This is a genomic window from Sandaracinus amylolyticus (assembly GCF_021631985.1).
Classification (GTDB): Bacteria; Myxococcota_A; Polyangia; order Polyangiales; family Sandaracinaceae; genus Sandaracinus; species Sandaracinus amylolyticus_A.
Map to the genome: position 1 here is coordinate 2760011 of NZ_CP070225.1, position 21123 is coordinate 2781133.

Annotated in this window: 18 protein-coding genes and 1 pseudogene; 8 read left to right on the plus strand and 11 right to left on the minus strand. The window is 68.4% G+C overall.

Annotation, left to right across the window (positions count from 1 at the left end; genetic code table 11):
* Positions 1-16: 16 nt before the first annotated feature.
* The 8 genes and pseudogenes from I5071_RS46585 (at position 17) to I5071_RS11420 (ending at position 9318) form a co-directional block, all read left to right on the plus strand.
* On the plus strand, positions 17-1159 hold the full coding sequence (locus I5071_RS46585) for a glycosyltransferase family 4 protein (protein ID WP_268921221.1): 1143 nt from the start codon (positions 17-19) through the stop codon (positions 1157-1159).
* A 242-nt stretch (positions 1160-1401) separates the two neighbouring features.
* Positions 1402-2766: an MraY family glycosyltransferase gene (locus I5071_RS11390; protein ID WP_236605454.1), complete on the plus strand. Its 1365-nt coding sequence runs from the start codon at positions 1402-1404 to the stop codon at positions 2764-2766.
* Between the two features lie 24 nt (positions 2767-2790).
* Positions 2791-4230: a lipopolysaccharide biosynthesis protein gene (locus I5071_RS11395; protein ID WP_236605455.1), complete on the plus strand. Its 1440-nt coding sequence runs from the start codon at positions 2791-2793 to the stop codon at positions 4228-4230.
* Entirely contained in the window at positions 4227-5408 is a 1182-nt protein-coding gene (locus I5071_RS11400; RefSeq protein ID WP_236607635.1) for a glycosyltransferase family 4 protein, read from the plus strand. The genes I5071_RS11395 and I5071_RS11400 overlap by 4 nt, the downstream gene beginning before the upstream one ends.
* Positions 5409-5434: 26 nt before the next feature.
* Positions 5435-6277 carry an FkbM family methyltransferase gene (locus I5071_RS11405; RefSeq protein WP_236605456.1) on the plus strand — a complete coding sequence of 281 codons (843 nt, stop codon included), beginning with the start codon at positions 5435-5437 and terminating at the stop codon, positions 6275-6277.
* A gap of 6 nt (positions 6278-6283) precedes the next feature.
* Positions 6284-7561, plus strand: a complete 1278-nt coding sequence (locus tag I5071_RS11410; RefSeq protein WP_236605457.1) for a hypothetical protein — start codon at positions 6284-6286, stop codon at positions 7559-7561.
* 416 nt (positions 7562-7977) lie between these two features.
* Positions 7978-8133: pseudogene (locus I5071_RS46975) on the plus strand (DapH/DapD/GlmU-related protein); the annotation flags it as partial.
* 144 nt (positions 8134-8277) lie between these two features.
* Positions 8278-9318 (plus strand): acyltransferase family protein, encoded by a 1041-nt coding sequence (locus I5071_RS11420; RefSeq protein ID WP_236605458.1) that lies wholly within the window; start codon positions 8278-8280, stop codon positions 9316-9318.
* Between the two features lie 19 nt (positions 9319-9337).
* On the opposite strand, the gene I5071_RS11425 is transcribed toward I5071_RS11420, so the two are convergent.
* The 11 genes from I5071_RS11425 to I5071_RS11475 form a co-directional block, all read right to left on the minus strand.
* A complete protein-coding gene (locus I5071_RS11425) occupies positions 9338-10054 on the minus strand; it encodes a cytidylyltransferase domain-containing protein (RefSeq protein WP_236605459.1) in 717 nt (238 codons plus the stop codon).
* Entirely contained in the window at positions 10051-11037 is a 987-nt protein-coding gene (locus tag I5071_RS11430) for a Gfo/Idh/MocA family protein (RefSeq protein ID WP_236605460.1), read from the minus strand. Before I5071_RS11430 ends, I5071_RS11425 begins: the two co-directional genes overlap by 4 nt.
* Positions 11034-11921, minus strand: a complete 888-nt coding sequence (locus I5071_RS11435; protein WP_236605461.1) for a Gfo/Idh/MocA family oxidoreductase — start codon at positions 11919-11921, stop codon at positions 11034-11036. Before I5071_RS11435 ends, I5071_RS11430 begins: the two co-directional genes overlap by 4 nt.
* A 1-nt stretch (position 11922) precedes the next feature.
* Complete coding sequence (locus I5071_RS11440) at positions 11923-12792, minus strand: aldo/keto reductase (protein ID WP_236605462.1); 870 nt, start codon at positions 12790-12792, stop codon at positions 11923-11925.
* 2 nt (positions 12793-12794) lie between these two features.
* Complete coding sequence (pseI, locus tag I5071_RS11445; RefSeq protein WP_236605463.1) at positions 12795-13841, minus strand: pseudaminic acid synthase; 1047 nt, start codon at positions 13839-13841, stop codon at positions 12795-12797.
* A 20-nt stretch (positions 13842-13861) separates the two neighbouring features.
* Positions 13862-15439: a UDP-2,4-diacetamido-2,4,6-trideoxy-beta-L-altropyranose hydrolase gene (pseG, locus tag I5071_RS11450; protein ID WP_236605464.1), complete on the minus strand. Its 1578-nt coding sequence runs from the start codon at positions 15437-15439 to the stop codon at positions 13862-13864.
* Positions 15352-16557 carry a UDP-4-amino-4,6-dideoxy-N-acetyl-beta-L-altrosamine transaminase gene (gene pseC, locus I5071_RS11455; protein WP_236605465.1) on the minus strand — a complete coding sequence of 402 codons (1206 nt, stop codon included), beginning with the start codon at positions 16555-16557 and terminating at the stop codon, positions 15352-15354. The genes pseG and pseC overlap by 88 nt, the downstream gene beginning before the upstream one ends.
* A gap of 1 nt (position 16558) precedes the next feature.
* Entirely contained in the window at positions 16559-17581 is a 1023-nt protein-coding gene (locus I5071_RS11460; protein ID WP_236605466.1) for a dTDP-glucose 4,6-dehydratase, read from the minus strand.
* 1 nt (position 17582) lies between these two features.
* On the minus strand, positions 17583-18599 hold the full coding sequence (locus I5071_RS11465) for an SDR family NAD(P)-dependent oxidoreductase (protein WP_236605467.1): 1017 nt from the start codon (positions 18597-18599) through the stop codon (positions 17583-17585).
* A gap of 222 nt (positions 18600-18821) precedes the next feature.
* Entirely contained in the window at positions 18822-19832 is a 1011-nt protein-coding gene (locus tag I5071_RS11470) for an NAD-dependent epimerase (RefSeq protein ID WP_236605468.1), read from the minus strand.
* 5 nt (positions 19833-19837) lie between these two features.
* Positions 19838-21121, minus strand: coding sequence for a nucleotide sugar dehydrogenase (locus I5071_RS11475; protein WP_236605469.1), 1284 nt, complete (start codon positions 21119-21121; stop codon positions 19838-19840).
* Positions 21122-21123: the final 2 nt, after the last annotated feature.

Sequence of the window (21123 nt, forward strand, 5' to 3'; positions counted from 1 at the left end):
TCAGAAGCTCGGAGGAATGGCGGGTTCGGAGCGGTATCTGCTCGAGATCCTGCCTGCGCTCCGCGCCGCAGGGGTCGACGCTCGCTTCGCCGCGCTCGTGACGGATGCCGACCGCTCGCGCAACGACGAGATGTACCGCCGACTCCGCGCGGCCGACGTTCCGTTCTACGTGCTCCCGCTCGGCCGGGTACCGCGCGCGAGCGACGTGCTCGGCCTCGCTCGCCTCGTGCGTGACGAGCGAGTCGACGTGCTGCACACGCACCTCGTCCACGCCGACTTCGTCGGCGCGCTCGCGCGTCCTGCGCTGCCGCGACGCGTCGCGCGCGTCTCGACGAAGCATGGTTACGAGGAGAGCTACACGAACGAGCACGGCTTCGACCCGCGGCGCGTTCCGCGCAACGCGTATCGGACTGCGTGCTGGGTCGCCGAGTCGCAGGTCACCGCGTCGTACGCCATCTCCCGTGGCCTTCGCCGGCTCTTCGTCGAGTCCGGCATCGCCCGGCCCGAGATGGAGGTCATCCACTACGGGTTCGACTTCGCGGCCGCGCCGACGCAGCCCCGACCCGAGCATCGTCTCGGGACACCGCAGATCACGATGGTGGGGCGCCTCGTCGGCTTCAAGGGCCATCGCCATGCGCTCGATGCGATGGTCCGCATACGTCGCGCACATCCGAGCGCGAAGCTGGTCATCGTGGGCTCGGGACCGCTGGAAGCCGAGATCCGCGCGTCGATCGCGTCACGAGGTCTCTCCGAGAGCGTGGTGATGACGGGCTATCGCCCGGACGCTGCCGCTTTCATGGCCGCTTCCGACGTCGTGCTGGTGCCGTCGATCTCGGAGGGCCTGGGCGTCGTGTTCCTCGAGGCGTTCTCGGCCGGCACGCCCGTCGTAGCGTTCGACGTGCCGGCGTCGAACGAGATCCTCGCCCACGACGAGACCGGTCTGCTGGTTCCCCCCTACGACATCGACGCCTATGCGCGTGCCGTGAACGGGCTGCTCGCGGATGCGGCGCTGCGCGAGCGGCTGCGAGCAGGCGGGGCGCACAGGCTTCGCTCGTACTTCACGCGCGAACGGATGACGCGCGAGACCATCGCCTTCTACGAGCGTGCGACGCGATGCGCGAGAGGCGAGCGGCTTGCAGCCGCCGCGCCGGCTGCTTGACCATGGAACCCCAGCATGGTTCCGTTCGGTCCTCCTCCGTGAATCCTCGCTGACCGGCTGCAACGAACGAGAGCGCCGAGATGTGGACGGATCTTGTCATCGCCGCGGGCGTCGGACTCGTGGTTGCCGGGATAGCGACTCCTGCGGCTCGGGCCCTCGGCCGAAGGCTCGGAGCCGTCGACCAACCCGGAGGGCGCCGGGTTCACACCAAGGCCACCCCACGCATGGGAGGTCTGGCCGTCGTGGCGGGGTACGTCACGGCGCTCGGGTGCGTCGCGGCGTGGGACGCCCACGAGGGGCGCGCGTTCGCGGGCGCGCCGACGCCGATCGTCGGCTTCCTGGTGGGCGGACTGTTGCTCGCTGGCGTCGGCGCGGTCGACGACGTGCGGGCGCTCGGAGCGAAGAAGAAGCTCGCCTTCCAGAGCGTCGCCGCGAGCATCGCGTGGGCGGCGGGCGCGCGGATCGAGGCCTTCGATCTACCGTGGATCGGTAGCTTCGAGTTCGCGCCCGTCGCGAGCTACGTGATGAGCGTCGGATGGATCCTCGCGTTCGTGAACGCGATCAACCTCATCGACGGTCTCGACGGCCTCGCGAGCGGGATGGTGTTCTTCGCCGCGATCACCAACACGATCGTCGCGCTCACCACGGAGAACCATCTCGCAGCCGTGCTGAACGTGGCGCTCGGTGCGTCGGTGCTCGCGTTCCTCTACTACAACTTCAACCCCGCGACGGTGTTCCTCGGGGACACGGGAAGCATGTTCCTCGGGTACGTCCTCGGGGCTTCCGCGTTGCTCAGCGGGCGGCAGAAGGAGAGCACCGTCGTCGCGCTGCTGGTGCCCGTCGTCGCGCTGGGCGTGCCTCTGACGGACACGCTGTTCACGATGCTGCGGCGCTTCCTCGAGCGCCGACCGATCTTCTCCGCCGATCGCGGCCACATTCACCATCGACTGCTCGACCTCGGGTTCACCCACCGTCGCGTGGTGTTGCTCCTCTACGCGATCAGCGTGTTGACCTGTGTCGCGGCGATCGCTGCGGCGTTCGGCAAGGACTGGCAGGTCGGTCTCGCGCTTCTCGCAGCGGTCCTCGTCGTGCTCGCGAGCGCGCGCTTCGCTGGGTACTTCCGCCTGCGCGTGGTGCGCGAGGCGTCGTCGGACGTCGCGAAATCGCAGGTCCGCAATCGCATCGCGCTCGCGCTCGCCGGGAGCCACACCACGGCCTCCGAGTATCTCTCGCGGATCGCGACGGTCGTGCTGGAGGTGGATGGTTTCGTGAAGTGCGAGCTCGTGCGCGACGAGCAGGTCCTGTGGAGCTGGCAGGACTCGCACGAAAAGGTCGCGCATCCGAACTCGTACGAGTACGTGTGGAACGTCGACGAGCTCACGTGGCGTCTCCGCTTCTTCGTCGACCCCGACCTGGCGTCGTCCAGCACCGAGATCGAGCCGCTCCTCCAGCTCACGGGCGAGGTCGCCGCGCACATCCTCGCGCGCGACACGTCGTGGCGAGCGATGGTCCGCGAGTCGCGGCCCTCGCTGCAGGCGGCGCCGCTCGTGACCGCTGCGCAGCGCGATGGCGAGCCGCTCGGCGCTTCGTCGGGCGCGGACGCCTGAGCCTGGTCGGATCGACGCCCCTCGATGCGCAGGCTCGCGCTCCTCAGGTCGATCGGGACCTATACGCTCCTCGGCTTCGTGCCGGTCGCGACGAACCTCGTCGTCGTGCCGATCTACCTGCGGCACCTGTCGGTCGAGGAGTACGGCCTCGTCGGGCTGGCCAACGTCGCATACACGTTCACGCTGCTCGTGACCGGGCTCGGGCTGCCCGACGCGTACGGCCGGTTCTATTTCGAGAAGCACAACGCAGGGCGCGAAGGCGGCGGCCGGCTCCTCGGGACCGTGCTGGCGGGCGTCACCCTCAGCACGGCGCTCGCCGCGATCCTCGCGCTCGCATGCGGGCCGCGGCTCTACGAGCTCGCCTGGCCGTCGCTTGCGTTCCAACCGTACGGTTGGTGGATCGCCGTCTCGGTCGGCGGGGCGATGCTGCAGCAGCTCGCGTTCCTCGCCTTCCGGAACGCGGAGAACCTGCGCATGGCGGCGCTCGCCAGTCTCCTGCCGTTCGCCGGAGGAACGATCGGCACCTACGTCGCCGTCGCCTCGCTGGACGGTGGCGCGGAAGGCGCGATCTCCGGGCGCGCGCTCGGGTACCTCGCAGGTGCGTTGCCCGCGCTCGTCGTCCTCGCGTCGAGTCTACCTCTGCGATTCCGTGTGTCGCAGTTGCGAGAGCTGCTCGAGTACGGAGTTCCGATCGTCGTCTATTCGCTGTTGAATCACCTGCTCTTCCTCGGCGATCGCCTGATCTTCGAGCGGTGGACGGATCTCGAGACCCTCGCCGTCTACGTGCTGGCGGTGACGATCATCTCGCCCGCCGACATTCTCGCGAACGCTGTCTCGCCCGCGATCGTGCCGCGCATCTATCGCGGGTGGTCCGCCGGAGACGCGCGCGTGGATCAGGAGCTCCAGCGCATCTACGAAGGCCTGTTCGCGATCCAGGTGGTCCTGCTCTGCATCGCTCTCACGTGCGCCGGTCCGGTCGTGACCTGGCTCGGCAGCGAGGAGTACTCGGCGTCGCTTCCGTATCTGCCGTTCCTCGCGTTCGCGCACCTGTTCCGGGTCCGCTATCTCTATTTCTCGATGCCGCTCTTCTTCCACAAGCGGACTCGTTTCCTTCCGTTGATGACGTTGACGTCGATCGGGCTCGGCCTCGCCGGGGCCTACGCCGGGTTCCGATGGATCGGTCCGGTGGGCATCACCGTCGGAGTCATCGCGTGGAAGTTCTCGCAGCAGGCGATCGCGCACGTCTTCGTCGTCAGGACGGGGTTGATGCGCGCCGCGGGGATGCCGAGGAGCACGATGCTGAGTGGTCTGTTCCTCGCCTATGTCGCGGCGAGCTACGCGACGGACTCGACGCCGGCCGTCCTGTGGGGCGGCGCCGCGGTTCTCACGGCTGCGTCGGCGTTCGCGCTGGCTCGGGTCCTCGCGACGCCCGGGGCGCTTCCTGCACATCGGGGCCCCGCGTGACGAACGACGCGAAGCTGCCGAGCGGTTTCCGCCTGCACCAGATTCTCTTCGGGGGATTGGGCGGTCACGCGAGTGTCGCGCTCTCGTTGATCGGGAGCACGCCTCAGCTGCAGCACTCGGTCACGTTCTTCGGCACCGACCCGCCGCGCTCCGAGCACGTCGAGCTCTGCCGCGCTCGACACGTCGCGTGGACCGGCGTGACGAAGCGCCCGGGTCTCGACCCTCAGTCGTTGCGGTCCGTCCTCGCCGATCTCCGCGCGCGACGCCCCGAGGTCGTGCTGGTCCACTCGACGACCACGATGCCTGCTGCGCTCGCGCATCGGCTGTCGACGGGCGTTCCCTTCGTCGTGGTCGATCACACTCCGAACGCAGCGAAAGAGCGCAGGGAGTGGGTTGCGCTCGCGACGAGCCTCGCCGTGTCCGATTCCGTCGTGTTCCTCACGCCGGTGTTTCGGGCCGAGGTTCGCGCGCGCTTCGGTCGTGCGGTCGATCTCGCACGCACGACCGTCATTCCGAACGGCATCGACACCGAGCGTTTTCGACCCGCTCCCCGCGCCATCGGGGACTCGAGTCGCGTCGTCGTGTCCATGCTCTCGCGCTTCACGCCGCAGCGTGACCACGCGACGATCGTCTCCGCCGTCGAGTCTCTCCTCGCGCGTGATGCCAATCTGCGTGCTCGGCTGAGGGTGGTGCTCGCCGGTGACGGGGAGACGCTCGGCTCGATTCGAGCGCTCGTCACGAGCCGTGGGCTCGACGACGTGATCACGACGCCGGGCGTGCTCGACGAGACGAACGTCGTGAAGCTGCTCCACGCCTCCGACATCTATGTCCATTCGTCCCTGGCCGAGACGATGAGCACGTCCGTGATGCAGGCGATGTCGACCGGGCTGCCCGTCGTGGCCACGCGCATCACGGGGATGGATCTGTTGATCGACGATGGGCGCAGCGGCGTGCTCTTCACCTCGGGTCGGGCTCCCGAGCTCGCCTCCGTCGTCGCGGGCCTGATCGCGGATCCGCAGCGGCGCACGTCGCTGGGCGCAGAAGCGCGCCGCGACGCGATCGAGCGCCTTTCTGCCGCGCGAATGGCCGCGGATTATCAGCATCACCTTCGAGAGGCGGTGTCGCGTCGCTCGATGATTGTGAGTCGCTCTGCCGAGAACGGCGGAGCTCGGGTATGAGCGAGGAGCCAATGTCCCTTCAGAGGATGATCGACAAGACGCTGCCCGTCCGAAAGGCGGCCTTTCGCCTACTCGATCGCCGTGGGCTCCGGGGCGTTCTCGGCGGCGGAGTGAGCGTCTACAGCCTGCTCAGGCGCGGCCGGGGAGTCTGGGTCACGCCGGAGAAGGGACTCTGGGTGCATCGGTTCGTCGATGGCTATCTCGTCAATCGCGTCATCGACACGACTCTTCTCGACACGATCGACTCCGTCGCTCGCGACACGTTTCTCCACGGGCTGTCCGTGAGCCCTGGTGATGTCGTGGTCGACGTCGGCGCGGGCGTGGGCACCGAGGTCCTCACGTTCTCACGGCTCGCGGGTCCGGGCGGCCGCGTGCTCGCCATCGAAGCCCACCCCGAGACCGCGCGCGCGCTGCAGCGCACGGTCGTGCTCAACGGTCTTCGTCAGGTCGAGGTGATCGCCGCTGCCGCGACCGCGAAGGAGTGCGAGCTCTCGATCACCGACGAGGAAGATCACATCAAGAGCCAGGTGCGCTCGGACACGTCGTCCGGCGCCCATCGCGTGCCCGGAAGGCCCTTGGCGATGCTGCTGCGGGAGCGAGGCATCGAGCGGATCGACCTCGTGAAGATGAACATCGAGGGAGCCGAGCTCGACGCGCTGCGCGGTCTGGGGGCGGCGCTCGCGAACGTGCGGCAGGTGGCGATCAGCTGTCACGACTTCCTCGCGCCGGAGTCCGACCCGCACGACTGGCGACGCACCTTCGACGGGGTCCGCCAGCTGCTGGCCGACGCCGGTTTCGAGCTGTGGTCCAGGGAAGCCGACGAGCGCCCCTGGGTTCGCCACACGTGGTACGGCAGGCGTCCTCGCTGATCATCGATGACTTCGAAGAGCAACGCGGCTGTCCGGATCCTCGCGACCGGGGCGATCAATCGGCCCGACATCCTCGCCGTGCTCGACAAGCTGCGTCCCGTCGCACAGCTGGAATTCGTCGAGTACTCGCAGATGTACTCGGAGCCGCTCGCTCCGGAGCGATATGCGCCATACGGGCCGGTGACCCCGTGGGAGCAGTACACGAGCGCACAATCTCTGCTCGATTCCACGCGTCCCGCGGCGATCGTGCTCTTCTACGTGTCTTCGCTCAATCAGGTCGCTCTACGAATCGCGGCGCACTCGCGAGCGATCCCCACGATCCACGTCGAGCACGGTATTCGTCTCTCGCCAGAGGACCCGCTGGCGCGCAGGTTCCTGCGCGAGCAGGCGCAGAAGCGGTTCTCTCGGCGTCGCCCTAGCCTGATTTCGACGCTGGCGAATTATCGGTTCGCACTCGGGACCTGGGCGCGTCTGACCGGTGTCCATCGAGCCGCTCTGGGCCGATATCTCGCGACTGTGGGCCTGCGGGGCGCGACTTATGAAGTGCTCCAGTCGACTGCGAACATCCGACGGCCCGACGGGTATCTCTCGTTCTCCGAGCAGTGTCTGGCGTACCACCGCGACGTCGATCGCATCCCGGGTAGCTGGCCGACGAAGCTGGTCGGTTTCCCGCAGTTCGACGAGTTCCTGCCGCGGACGGCGGACGTGGACCCGCGGCTCGCGGTCCTGATCGATCATCAGTTCCACAATCTCGGCTTGTTCGGGTGGACGAACGATTTCCGGACGACGTGGGTCGCCCGTATCGTCGACCTCGTCGAGAAGTTCGATTTGCGTCTGTTGGTCAAACAGCATCCCGAGGATCGCAGTGGCGCCTGGGAGCGGTGGCGAGGACACCCTCGCATCGAGGTCGTCGATCGAGACGGGCTCATGGACGCGCTTCCGCGTGTCGGACTGATCCTCGGCACGTTCTCGACGCTGCAGATCCCGCTCGCAGCGATGCCTCACACCGCGCTCGTGACGCTCGAGATTCATCCGAACCCCGATGAGTTCCCTTCGAGGTCTTTCGTCGAGACGGGCGCTGCGACGGCCGCTTTCACATGGGACGCGCTCGAGCGACTGATCTCGCGACGAGCCGAGCTCGCGCGCGAGCAGGCAGCGCGCAAGGACGCGTTCATCGAGAAGTTCCTCCACAAGATGGATGGACGCGCAGGAGAGCGGCTTCGAGACGCTTTGATGACGCTCGACTGGGCGCCCGTTCGTCGATTCGGGATGGAGGACGCGTGAGCGTGTCTGCGCTGTTGGGACGGCTGGCTCACCCAGCCTTGTATGCGGTGCGTGCCGCTCGATACCGGGCGGAAGGGCTGCTGTCCGGAGGATACGTTCATCCGACGACGCTGCTGACGATCGCCAGTGGGCCGGGTCGGCTCCGTCTCGGCAAACGCGTGCTGATCTACGAGTACAACGTCATCGTCGTCGGTGACGATCAGGGACCGACTGCATTCCGAGGTTCCCATCTCGAGATCGGCGACGACACCTACGTCGGTTCGCACAACAATCTGCGCGCCGCGGGTGGTGCGATCACGATCGGGCGGAAGTGTCTGATCTCGCAGCACGTCACGATCGTCGCTGCGAATCATGGGACGAGTCGTCTTCAGCCGATGAAAGATCAGCCCTGGGACGTGACGCGGACCGGCGTTCGGATCGGCGACGATGTCTGGGTCGGCGCAGGCGCGGTGATCCTGCCCGGCACCACCGTCGGCGACGGAGCCATCATCGCTGCGGGAGCGGTCGTCAGCCGCGACGTTCTTCCGTACCAGATCGTCGGTGGCGTTCCTGCGAAGGTCATCGGCGAACGCTGAGCCGCACGAGTTCCGTGCGCGTGCACGGGGCGGCTCTGGAGCTCACGCGCTCGAATGCGACGAGCCGTCTCCGCATCTCACGTGCGGGCTCGTCACACGAGCCGCCGGAGATGCCGCACCGAGAAGCGGACAGCGTGCCTGATGGAAACCCCTCCGAAACGACTCCTCTCGATTGATCTGCTTCGTGGCGTGTGCGCGCTCGGCGTGGCGATCTATCACCTCGCGAGCTGGCTCGACCTCGCGCACCTCTACAATCTCGGCCTCTACGGCGTGTACGCGTTCTTCGTGATCTCGGGCGCGAGCATGACGCTCGCGTACGACGGACGTTTCGCGCGTGGCTACTCGATTCCGAAATTCCTGGCGTTGCGATACGCGCGACTGGCCCCGTTGTACGTTGCGATCTGCGTCTACGTCGTCCTCGTCGCGCTCGTCACGGGTCAGCTCGACCACGAGCTCCTCGGAAAAGCGGCGTTGAACGTCACGTTCCTCTTCGCGTTCGCAAACCCAGGCGACACGTCCATCGTCGTCGGTGGATGGTCCCTGGGGATCGAGTTCGTCTTCTACCTTCTATTTCCACTGCTGATCGCGCTCTCCCGACAGCGCTGGTATCCGGCCCTCGCCGCGGGGCTCGTCGTCCTCCAGATCGTCTTCGTCAACCTGCTGCTTTCGGGGTCGACGGACTTCGTCGAGAGCTGGTCTCGCTACACGCAATTCGGATCGTTTGCCGGCTACTTCGCGGTCGGTGTGTGGATCGGCCGTCGACGGCTCGCGACGGCGAACCGACGCGTGCACGAGCGAGTCGCGGCGGGCGTTGCGATCCTCGCGGCGACGCCGCTCTTGTTCGCGCACGGAGCGAGCTCGGTCGACTCCCTCACCGGGCTCCGTGGAACGCTCATCGCGGTGTGCACGCTGCTGCTCGTGGCGAGCGTTGCAGAGATCGACCTGCGCGGAGGCGCGGCCCGCGCGGCGGAGGTGCTCGGTGACGTGAGCTATCCGGTCTACCTACTGCATCCCGTCGTGTTCGCTCTGATGAGGTCGCGACGAGTGCTCGGTGGGTTCGCCGATGTTCACCCGATCATGTTCGCAGCGGTCGTGCTGGCGACATCCCTCGCCGTCGCAGTGGTCGTGCATCGACGAATCGAGACGCCGCTCGTGCAGCGCCTGAGAGCGGCGGTCGGTTGACGAGGTCGCCGCGGTCCGTTCAGGCTCGCGTCGTTTCGAGCGGGCCGTACGCGCGATAGAGCGCGGACGCCATGCGCAGGTCCTCGGGCTCGTCGATGTCGACCGCACGATGCCACGGCATCGCGTGGAACCGGTGATCGGGCCCGTAGAACGTGCGCGCTTCGAGGAGCGCTTCGGTTCTCGCGATCCACGTCGCCCCGGTCGGGCAGTAGATCGACTCGAGATCCTGAGAGCGCTTGAGGCGCTCCGACGGGAAGAGCGGCGCGGGACGGCCCTCCGCGTCCAGCCGCACTGCCCACCATGCGTGCGCCCATCCCAGGTCGAAGCACGAGATCTGGAACCGCGCGCCGGAGCGTTCGAAGTGCTCCACTCCATCGCGGATGTCGGCTGCATTGCGCAGCGGGCACGCCGCGAAGAGCTGGACCACGACGTCGCACTCCAGCCCCTCGGCCGCCAGTCGCTCGATCGCGCTGACCGTTGCGAGGCTCACGGGGGAGTGATCGTCCGCGTACGCCTCGCGCAGGAAGGGGACCTCCGCGCCGGATCGCCTCGAGATCTCGGCGATCTCCTCGTCATCCGTGCTGACGATGATGCGATCGAAGAGACCGCATTCGCGTGCCGCGTCGATCGTCCACGAGATCAGCGGCTTTCCTTCGAGCTCGACGACGTTCTTGCGGGGGATGCGCTTCGAGCCGCCGCGCGCGGGGATGATCGCGAACCGACGCTGCGCGCTCATTCGACGACCTCCGCGAGCTGCGCACGCTCGGCGAGCTCCATGACCGTGAGCAAATGGAGTGAGTCGGAGAGCGTCGCTGCGGTGCTCGCGCGACCTGATACGAAATCGAGGAAGTCGATCATCTGCGCTCGATAGAAGTCGAAGGGCACTTCGGGTGCGCGATGGAGCTCGACCGCCGCACCGTCGTAGGGCGTGAATCGCACGACACCGTCGGTGAACGAATAATCGAGCCGCCCGCCGGTGCCCTGGATCCACCCGTGTCGGCGATAGGACGGAGAGAGGTAGTCGAGATCCACCATCACCTGCGCGCCGCGCTGTGTTCGGAGCACGAGAGCAACGCTGTCGTCGACGTCGATCTCGAGATCGGAGAGACGTGCGACATCGCCGGTCACGCTCACGAGGCGACCCATCCAGTGCAGCACGAGATCCAGCTCGTGCGAGATCGTCCGCAACACTCCGCCGCCGAGGTCACGACGCGCCGAGTACTCGGTGCGGTAGTCGGCATCGGGATGGAATTTGGGGAGGTGTTGTCCGAACGACAGCTGCGCGCGCACGATCCGACCGAGCGGCGCACCCTCGCGGGCGAGAAGGTCGTGCACCGCGCGCACGAGCGGGTGGAAGCGCAGGCAGTACGCGACGCGAATGCGATCGGCGGCTGCGATCACCGCCTCGGACAGCTCGTTGCGGTGCGCGACGAGCGGCTTCTCGACCAGCGCGGGGAGGCCGGGCCTCGACGCGATGCGCGCGAGCGCCTCGCCGTGCAGCGCCGTGGGCGTGGCGACGATCACACCGTCCAACGACGACGACCAGAAGCGATCGGCGTCTCGCTCCTCGATCACGAACGAGAGGTCGGTGGGCAGCTCGCGCGTCGCTCCACGGCCGCTGCGCAGGGCGAGGACTCGATCGACACCGAGGTCCTTCAGGCAACGCGCATGGCGACGACCGATCGAGCCCAGCCCGACGACGCCGATGGTGAGGCTCATCGGCGCCCCGCCTCGATCAGCCGCACGATCGTTCGCGTCTCGTCGCGCGCGATCGGAATGGTGCGCTCGGTGATCGACGTCACGAACACGCGGAGCGCTTCGCGGAACGCGGTGAACGAGTCGGAGAACACGAGCGACGCGTCGCCCGCGTTCCCCAGCACGTGGATGCGGATCGCGGAAGGAAGCGACGACGTCGTCGTGAAGCGGACGTCGAGCCCGTCGGGAAGCGTCACGTCGAGATGGTCGAGAGGGCCACGCTGGTGTCGGGTCGTTCGCGCGTCGCCCCACGACGCGGCGGAGAGCTGGGCGACGACCGTCTCGATCCCGTGGACCGCGTAGGTGTCCCAGTACTTCGGGATGATCGCGTGCACGAGGCGCGGCTCGCCGACCTTCGCCGGATCCCAACGGAGCTCCGACGCGTAGCGCAGCGCCGAGCACGAGTAGATCTGACCGTCGTAGCGCTGCATCGCGAGCAACGCGTCGAGGTCGCGCTCGGTGAGCGCGATCGGCTTGTCGACGTAGACGGGCAGCCCCGCTTCGAGGAACGGCCGCGCGAGGCTTGCGTGTTGCGCTGCGTCGTCACGCGCGAGCAGTACGGCGTCGACCTCGCCCACCATCAGCTCGGGACGGTCCACGACGCGCGCGATGCGCGATGCGCGCGCGACGTCCTCTGCAATCGCGCGTTCCTGTGCCCAGACGTGCGTGACGCGCGCGAGAGCGCCGAGCGATTCCTCCGGGAATCTGCGGAGCCGAAGGTACGCCGGAATGGCAGGGAACGGACACGACGCCATGTGCTTGGCGTCGTATCCATTGAAGATCGCCGACCACGAGTACGGGTGACCGTTGCCCTCCGAGAGCCCGAGGATCCCGAGTCGAAGCGTCACGTCAGCTCCAGTTCGTCGGCAGGAGGATTCGTTCGTCGTCGAGCGGGAGCCCGCGCGTCGCGTCCTCGACCGCGCCTACGTCGAACCGACGGGCGGCGGTCCGGAGGTGCTCGCGAAGGTGATCCACTCCGTCCACGCCGACGACGGCGGCATCGATGCCGCCGTGCGACAGCACGAACGCGAGCGCGATCTCGATCGGCGTCGCGTCGAGGTCGGCGGCGACTCTCCCGAGCGCTCGGAGGGTGGGTAGGATTGCTTCGAGCCGCGTCGGCACCCGCTCTGCCGGCAGCGTCAACAACCCTTGCAGGAAGACCGACCGCGCGTGGACCTCGACGCCGCGTGCGCGCAGCTCCGGGAGCAAGGGCTCGAACCGGCGATCGACGACGCTGAAGGGGACCTGCACGAGATCGATCGGGGCTCCCGACCGCAGCACGTCCTCGAGATCCTGGGGCCGGTAGAACGACACGCCGATGCGGGCCGTCCCACCTCGCGCGCGATGCTCCGCGAGCGCCTGGAGGACGGCGGGCTCTCGCCGGAACGTCGCCACGTCGTGGAGAAGCACCGCGTACGGGGTGACGCCGAGCCTTGCGTACGATTCCGAAAGCCGCGCATCGACCTCATCGCCGCGCGTGTTCGCCGGGAGCTTCGTGACGACGCGGAACGCGTGCTGGGGCGGCATGCTCTCGCCGAGCACGCGCTCGCTCTCGCCGTATGCGATGGCAGTGTCGAGCGTGCGCACGCCTGCGTCGTGGGCGTGCGCGAGGATCTCGCGAACCTCGTCGGGCGGGACCTGGCCCCGCTGGTTCGCGATGCCGTAGCCGAGCCCGAACTGCACCGTGCCGAGGGCGAGCTTGGCGATCCGATCCGCCACGCTCACTCCAGCGCGTCCCACGTGAGCCGCGTGCCGCGCGGGAGGTCTCGACGCGCTGTGCGCCCGAGCACCTCGGGCAAGTACTTGGGCGGAAGCCCGTAACCGGGGCGGATCGCGCGGACGTTCTCGCTCGTGAACGCCTCGCCGGCGCGCACGTCCTTCACGATGTAGAGCGAGCGACGGAACGCGACGTTCTTCTCCTCGCTCACTTCGCGCGCGTAGGTGATGTTCCCGACCGCTTCCCACGCGGTGCGGCAGCCCCGTACGAGCTCGCCGAGCTCGGCAGGCTCGAGCGAGAACGCGGAGTCCGGTCCGCCATCGGAGCGCCGCATCGTGACGTGCTTCTCGATGAACGCGGCGCCGAGCGCGACCGCAGCGGCGGCGACCGTCGTGCCGAGCGTGTGATCGGAGAGCCCCGTGACGACGTCGAATGCGTCCGCCATGTGCGGGATGGTCCGCAGGTTCGCGTCGGTCGCCGGCGCCGGGTATGCGCTGATGCAGTGCAGGACGATCAGCTCACGTGCGCCGTTGCTGCGCGCCGTGTCGACCGCCTCCTGGATCTCGCCGAGGTTCGCCATCCCGGTCGAGATGATCATCGGCTTGCGCGTGCGCGCGCAGCGCGCGATCAGCGCGAGGTCGATCGCCTCGAACGACGCGATCTTGTACGCCGGCGCACCGAGCTCCTCGAGCAGGTCGACCGCGCTCTCGTCGAACGGAGTGCTGAACACCGTGAGCCCGAGCTCCCGACCCTTCGCGAAGAGTGGGGCGTGCCACTCCCACGGCGTCTGCGCCTCCTTGTAGAGGTCGTAGAGCGAATACCCGTCCCACAAGCCGCCGCGGATCTGGAACTCCTCCTGCGGCGCATCGATCGTCATCGTGTCGGGCGTGTACGTCTGGAGCTTCACCGCGTCCGCGCCTGCCGCCTTCGCGGCCTGCATGATCTCGAACGCACGGCCGATGTCGCCGTTGTGGTTCGCAGAGAGCTCGGCGACGACGTAGGGCGGATCCTGCGTCGAGATGCGGCGACCAGCGATCGTGACGGCTCGCATGGGTTCTCCTGGGCGTCGGGTCAGGTCGGTGAGGTCAGGGGGCGAACGAGGAGCCACGCGGGTACGTCCGCGACGATGGTGTCGGACTCGTGCGCGAACCCGGCGCGCTCGAACGCAGCGCGCGAACGCGGATTGTCGCATCGAATGAACGCGCGGACGCGACGCGCTCCGGAGCGCCATGCGACTCGCGCGACACCGGCCTCGATCACGCGCGCTGCGAGCCGGCGGCCACGGTGCTCGGGCGCGATCGTGATCCCGATGTCGACGACGTCGGCCTCGGACCGATCGAAGCGGACGAGGCCGATGTCTCGCTCCTCGCGATCGACGGCGATCCAGAGCCACGCGTCGATGCTCTGCCGCTTGCTCGCGAACCAGCGGAGGTGATCGTCGAGCGGGATCGGTGCGCTCCGGAAGGACCCGCTGCGAGTCTCGGGGTCGTTCGCCCAGGCGTGGAGCAGCGGACCGTCTTCGGCGCGCACCGCCCGCAACCGCAGCTCGGCGGCGTCGAGGTGCATCGCGACGCGCGCGGCGCCTTCGCCGTCGATCAGCTCCTGGCCGCGCCTCGCGAGCTCCGTCCGTGCCGTGCGTGAGCCCACGAGGTGCACGAGGGCTTCACGCACGTCGGCGGCCCCGAAGTCGTCTGCAGATCCCAGCGCGTGCGCGATCCCGAGGCGAGCTGCGGAGCGGAGCACGGGCTCCTGGTTCGGCGCCGTCGACACGAGCGCCATGGGCGTGCCGAGGTAGGCGAGCTCCCAGGTCGTGCTGCCCGACGCGGCAATCGCGAGGTCGGCCCGCGCGAGCCGCACCGGAACGTCGGGAGGATCGATCAACGTGTCGACGCCGCGTTCCGTCGTGGAGCGCGCGGAGAGCGAGGCCGCGTCGGGATTCGCTGCGCCCACGAGCGCGGTGATCTCGAGATCGGGCGAGATGCCCCTCAGCAGCTCGATCGCGCGCGTGGTCAGGCGCGAGGGGTCGGCGCCGCCGAACGTGACCAGCACGCGAGACGCTCGCTCGGGGTGCGTCCGATCGGGGCGCGATGACGAGAGGAACTCGCGGCGGAGCATCGCGAACCGTGCGCCGGCCAGCACGGCGCCGTTCGCGCGTGGGTAGAGCGCTTCGTCTCCGTGCAGGTTCTGGTTGAGCACGTCGCTCGCGATCGCCTCGCGCGAGCCGTCGTCATCGATCACCAGCGTGCGGTGCCCTGCGCGCGCCAGCTCGTCGGCGTACCGCGAGCCCATGTGGTAGCCGTCGACGACCACGGCCCGCGGTGCGATGTCGCGCAGCGCGCGAAGCGTCTCCCGGAGATCGTCGCCGTCTCCGGTGCCGCGCGCCCCGATGACCTCCACGTGCTCGCGCGTGAGACGCTCGACCAGCCGCGGGGGCGACGACGTCAAGAACACGGCGCGCCCACCGCGCTCCTGCCACGCGTGCGCGAGCGCGAGCGAACGCAGCACGTGCCCGACGCCGATCCTGGGTCCGGCGTCCGCGCGGACGACGAGCACCGGCGCGGTCATCGAGCGAGCGCGGTCGCGATCACGTCCACGACGCGATCGACGTCGGCATCTTCCATAGCCGGAAAGAGCGGCAGGCTCAGGCATCCCGCGTAGTAGCGCTCGGCGCCGTCGAAGACGCCGCCCGAGAGCCCGCTCGCGACGAAGTCGGGTTGGCGGTGGACAGGGATGTAGTGGACCTGCGGCAGGATCGCTGCCTCTCGCAGCGCGGTGTACAGCGCGAGCCGACGCGCCGCGACCGACTCGAGCGCCTCCCGATCGCGCGGGACCAGCCGCGCCACGTACAGGTGGTACGACGACGTCACCCCGGGACGCACGCGGAGCGGCACGATCCGATCGGCGAGCGCGGCGAGAGCCCGGTCGTAGCGCGCTGCGAGCTCCCGGCGTCGCTCGACGAAGCGCGCAGCCTTGCGCATCTGCGAGAGGCCGAGCGCGCACTGCACGTCGGTGATGCGGTAGTGGTAACCGAGCGTTCGCTGCTCGTAGTACCAGGGCCCCTCGTTGCGCGTGAGGCGCGCAGGATCCTTGGTGATCCCGTGGGTGCGCAGCTCGAGGAGCTCGCGGTACGCGCCCTCGTCGTTCGTGACGATCGCGCCGCCCTCGCACGTCGTGACGTGCTTCACCGGATGGAACGAGAAGATCGCCATGTGCGCGTGCGATCCGCTGCCCGCACGATGCGCGCGACCGTCGTGCTCGTAGCTCGCGCCGAGCGAGTGCGCGGCGTCCTCGATCACGATCGCGCCGAGCTCGTCGGCGAGCGCGCGGACCGCCGGCAGATCGGCGATTGCTCCCGAGAAATCCACGGGGATCAGCACGCGCGTGGCTTGACCGGCTCGCGCGAGGTCGTTCGCGGCCGCGCGCATCGAGTCCACCCGCACGAGCGCGGTCTCGGGATCGACATCCGCGAGGCGAGGTGCTCCGCCCGCGTAGCGAATCGCGTTCGCGGAGGCAACGAACGTGATGTCCGACGTGACGCCGCCGACGCCGGCGCGCACGCCCGCCGCGAGGCATGCGAGGTGGAGCGCCGCCGTGCCCGACGCCACCGCGACGGCGTACCGCGCGCCCGCGACCTCCGCGACCGCCCCTTCGAATCGTGCGACGGTCGGGCCCTGAGTGAGCCAATCGCCGCGCAGCGTCTCGACGACCGCCGCGACGTCGTCGTCATCGATGAGCTGCCGACCGTAGGGGAGAAGACGCTGGCTCACGTCACCACGCCCATCGGTTGGAGTCGAGCCACGCGCGAGTGCGACGCAAACCCTCCTCGAGGCTCGTCTTCGGCTCCCATCCGAGAAGGCGCTTCGCCTTCGACGCGTCGGTGCAGAGCCGCATGATCTCGGCCTGCGGGTGATCGTGCGGCACCCGCTCGACGATGTTCGAGCCCGTTCGGCAGAGCTCCGCGAGGTCGCGCACTGCGATGTCGCGGCCGGTGCCGGCGTTGATCACCTCGCCCTCGGCCGCGTCGCTCGTCGCAGCGCGCACGACGAAGTCGGCGCAGTCCTCGACGTACAGGAGGTCACGCGTCTGCTCACCCGTGCCCTTCACGAGGAGCGGCTTCCCGGCGAGATCGCGCTGCAGGAAGATCGACACGACGCCCCCTTCGCCGTTGCTCTTCTGGAACGGGCCGTACGTGTTGAACGGCCGAACGACCGTGACCGGCAGCCGATACGCGTGGAAGTACGAGAGCGCGAGATGATCCGATGCGATCTTCGACGCCGCGTACGGCGATGCAGGTCGGAACGGATGCGTCTCGACGATGGGCGTCGACGACGTCGCGTACACCATGCAGGTCGACATCACGACCACGCGCGGACGCCGATCGCGCAGGCGCGGCACGTCGCGATCGAAGTCGAACTGTCGCGCATCGACGTCGAGGCCGTTCCGCGCGAAGTACTCGCGACGGCAGGCCTCGAGCACACGAAAGGTGCCCTCGACGTCGTTGCGAAACGTCGGGTACGGATCGTCGATCGACTTCTGCACGTGGATCGACGCGCCGAGATGGAGCACGAGATCCCACGGCCCACGGCGGAACACGCTGCCGAGCACCTCGGGATCGGCGAGGTCGCCGTGCACGAGGCCGGTGAACCCCGGGTGTCCCTCCAGCTCGCGCAGGTTCTCTCGCCGGCCATTGCTGAGGTCGTCGAGCGCGAGCACTTCGTGCCCGTCGTCGAGGAGACGCTGCACGACCCAGCGCCCGATGAATCCCGCTCCTCCGGTGATCAAGCAGCGCATCTCAGCTCCTCGGCGCGAACGGGTCGAGGACCCGGGTCTCGCGCAGATACGCGACGATCTCGTCACGCGTCATCAGTCGGTCGTTGCCCGAGTGCCATTCCCGATCGACGACGCGACCGTCGGGAAAATCCGCGAGCTCCGGCCGGTCGGGGTACCGCGTCTCGGCGGGGGGAAGGATCACCAGCAGCGTGTCGAGATCGAGCGCGCGCCCTCGCTCGTCAGCCGCCAGCAGCTCCTCGTACAGCTTCTCTCCGATACGCGCGCCGGTGCGCACGATCTCGCAGCGTCCGCCGGAGAGCAGCTCGGCCATCGCGTGGGCGAGGTCGGCGATGCGCAGCGCGCGCATCTTGGTCACGAAGACTTCGCCGCCCTTCATGCGCTCGCCCGCCTGGAGCACGAGCTCGGCCGCCTCTTCGATCGTCATCACGTAGCGCGTCATCGCGTCGTCCGTGAGCGTCAGTGGCTCTCGACCGAGGAGCTGGCTGGCGAAGATCGGCAGCACCGAGCCGCGTGATCCGATGACGTTGCCGAAGCGGACCGACGCGAAGCGGGTCCGGCGCGGCCCTCGGATCTGATTCGCCGCGGTCACGAGCCGCTCGCCCATCATCTTCGACGCGCCCATCACGTTCGTCGGGTTCACCGCCTTGTCCGACGAGGTGAAGATCACGCGCTCGACGTTCGCGTCCAGCGAGGCGCGGAGCACGTTGTCGAGCCCGACCAGGTTCGACTGCACGACCTCGAACGGGTTGTACTCGCCGAGCCCGACGTGCTTGAGGGCTGCCGTGTGGAACACGACGTCCACGCCGTTCATGGCGAACCGCAGTCGATCGAGGTCGCGGATGTCGCCGAGCTGCGGTGCGACGTGGCCACGTCCCTGCAGCCGCTGGTGGAGGAAGAAGAGCTCGCTCTCCGCGTGGTCGAAGGCGCGCACCGCCTTCGCGTGCGACGCGAGTCGCGCACACAGCGCCGAGCCGATGGTCCCGGCCGCACCGGTGACGAGGACGGTCTTGTCTTTCACATACGCGGGGACGAGCACGCGATCTCCTCGAGACACGACTGTTGCCGGGGAGGTCCCCGACGTTCGGCCGGCCGGTGTACCACGCCCCTCTCGGATGCGGCCAGGCGCGTGGGCCGGCGCCCGTGGCGGCGATGTGTGCGAGGTGTCGTGGCTCGCGCGTCTCGCTCGGAGCCGAGGAGCAACATCATGCCCGACGAGCGGCGACGGCCCGGAAGGGCCTGATCACTCGCGATAGAACTCGCGGTACCACTCGACGAAACGCCCGATCCCCGTCTCGATGCTGGTCGCCGGCTTGAACGCGACGTCGCGCTCGAGGTCCTCGACGTCGGCGTACGTCGCGGGCACGTCGCCGGGCTGCATGTCGAGGAAGCGCTTCTCCGCCTTCTTGCCGAGCTTCGCCTCGAGCACCTCGATCAGCTTCATGAGCTCGACGGGCTCGTGGTTGCCGATGTTGTAGACGCGCCACGGCGCCGCGCTCGATCCGGGATCGGGCTTCGCGCCCGACCACTCCGGGTTCCGCTGCGCCGTGCGATCCGCGATCCGCACCACGCCCTCGACGATGTCGTCGACGTACGTGAAGTCGCGGCGCATGCGCCCGTGGTTGAACACGTCGATCGGACGCCCCTCGAGGATCGCCTTCGTGAAGAGGAAGAGCGCCATGTCGGGGCGACCCCACGGCCCGTACACCGTGAAGAAGCGCAGGCCCGTCGTGGGCAGCCCGTACAGATGGCTGTACGTGTGGGCCATGAGCTCGTTCGCCTTCTTCGTCGCGGCGTAGAGGCTCAGGGGGTGATCGACGTTCTGATGCACCGAGAACGGCATCTCGGTGTTCGCGCCGTAGACCGAGCTCGACGACGCATACGCGAGGTGCTTCACGCCGTGATGACGGCAGCCCTCGAGGATGTTCACGAACCCGACGACGTTCGCGTCGACGTACGCGTGCGGGTTGACGAGCGAGTACCGCACGCCCGCCTGCGCCGCGAGGTTGATGACGACGTCGAAGCGCTCCTTCGCGAAGAGCGCGGGCACGAGCTCGCGATCCGCGATGTCGCCGCGGACGAAGCGGAACCCCGGCCGGCCCTCGAGGCGCGCGAGGCGCGCCTCTTTCAGCGTCGGATCGTAGTAGTCGTTGACGTTGTCGAGCCCGACGACCTCGTCGCCGCGCTCGAGCAAACGCAGCGACGTGTGGTGTCCGATGAACCCCGCGGCGCCGGTGACGAGGTACTTCGTCATCGGGATCAGAGTGCCCAGTAGCGCACGCCGGCCGGCAGGTCGTGCGCTCCGAGCATCGACTTCACGTCGACGATCACGCCGTCGTTGCGCACGTGGCGGAGCAGGGCGCTGCCGCGCAGCTCCTCGTACTCGCGGTGCGCGACGGCGAGGATGAGCGCGTCGAGCCCGGTCGCGCGATCGATCGGGCTGAGCGTCAGCTGGTACTCGTGCATCGCTTCTTCCGCGTCGGCGCGGGGATCGTGCACCACCGGCTCGATCCCGAACTGGCGCAGCTCGGCAATGATGTCGGGCACACGCGAGTTGCGAAGATCGGGCACGTTCTCCTTGAACGTGAGGCCGAAGATGCCGACGCGCGCGCCCTTCACCGGAACGCCCTGTTCGATCAGCAGCTTGATGGTCCGCTGCGCGATGTACGCGCCCATGCCGTCGTTGATGCGACGGCCCGCGAGGATGACCTCGGGGTGATAGCCGACCGACTGCGCCTTCGAGGTCAGGTAGTAGGGATCGACGCCGATGCAGTGACCGCCGACGAGGCCCGGCTGGAACTTGAGGAAGTTCCACTTCGTGCCCGCCGCCTCGAGCACGTCGCGCGTGCGGATGCCGAGCCGATCGAAGATGAGCGCGAGCTCGTTCATCAGCGCGATGTTGAGATCGCGCTGCGTGTTCTCGATGACCTTCGCGGCCTCTGCGACCTTGATCGACGGCGCGCGGTGCACGCCCGCGGGGATGATCGCTTCGTACGCCTTCGCGACGCGCTCGAGCGTCTCCGCGTCCTCGCCCGACACGACCTTCGTCGTGGTCTCGAGCGTGTGCTGCTTGTCGCCCGGATTGATGCGCTCGGGCGAGTACCCGAGGCGGAACTGATCGCGCGAGAGCCCCGAGACGCGCTGCAGGATCGGCGCGCAGACGTCCTCGGTGACACCCGGATAGACCGTCGACTCGTAGACCACGACCGCGCCCGGCTTGAGCAGCTTGCCGACGCTCTCCGATGCCTTCACGACCGGCGTGAGATCGGGCTGGCGGTTCTCGTCGATCGGCGTGGGCACGGTGACGACGAAGAACGTGCCCTCGGTGACGGCCGCGGGGTCTGCCGTGAAGCGGATGGTGGAGCGCTTGAGCTCTGCGGGATCGACCTCGTTCGTGCGGTCGATGCCTTTGACCAGCTCGTCGATGCGGCGCTGGCTGATGTCGAAGCCGACGACCCCCTCGAACTGCCGCGCGAACGCGAGCGCGACGGGCAGGCCGACGTATCCGAGGCCGACGACGACGATCTTCTCGTTGCTCTTCATGC

Coding starts and splice junctions, on each gene's coding strand:
- I5071_RS46585 (WP_268921221.1), top strand. CDS start 17: ATGGCGGGTTCGGAGCGGTATCTGCTCGAGATCCTGCCTGCGCTCCGC.
- I5071_RS11395 (WP_236605455.1), top strand. CDS start 2,791: ATGCGCAGGCTCGCGCTCCTCAGGTCGATCGGGACCTATACGCTCCTC.
- I5071_RS11405 (WP_236605456.1), top strand. CDS start 5,435: ATGATCGACAAGACGCTGCCCGTCCGAAAGGCGGCCTTTCGCCTACTC.
- I5071_RS11410 (WP_236605457.1), top strand. CDS start 6,284: ATGACTTCGAAGAGCAACGCGGCTGTCCGGATCCTCGCGACCGGGGCG.
- I5071_RS11420 (WP_236605458.1), top strand. CDS start 8,278: ATGGAAACCCCTCCGAAACGACTCCTCTCGATTGATCTGCTTCGTGGC.
- I5071_RS11425 (WP_236605459.1), bottom strand. CDS start 10,054: ATGAGCGCGCAGCGTCGGTTCGCGATCATCCCCGCGCGCGGCGGCTCG.
- I5071_RS11430 (WP_236605460.1), bottom strand. CDS start 11,037: ATGAGCCTCACCATCGGCGTCGTCGGGCTGGGCTCGATCGGTCGTCGC.
- pseI (WP_236605463.1), bottom strand. CDS start 13,841: ATGCGAGCCGTCACGATCGCTGGTCGCCGCATCTCGACGCAGGATCCG.
- pseG (WP_236605464.1), bottom strand. CDS start 15,439: ATGCCTGAGCCTGCCGCTCTTTCCGGCTATGGAAGATGCCGACGTCGA.
- I5071_RS11460 (WP_236605466.1), bottom strand. CDS start 17,581: ATGCGCTGCTTGATCACCGGAGGAGCGGGATTCATCGGGCGCTGGGTC.
- I5071_RS11470 (WP_236605468.1), bottom strand. CDS start 19,832: ATGACGAAGTACCTCGTCACCGGCGCCGCGGGGTTCATCGGACACCAC.
- I5071_RS11475 (WP_236605469.1), bottom strand. CDS start 21,121: ATGAAGAGCAACGAGAAGATCGTCGTCGTCGGCCTCGGATACGTCGGC.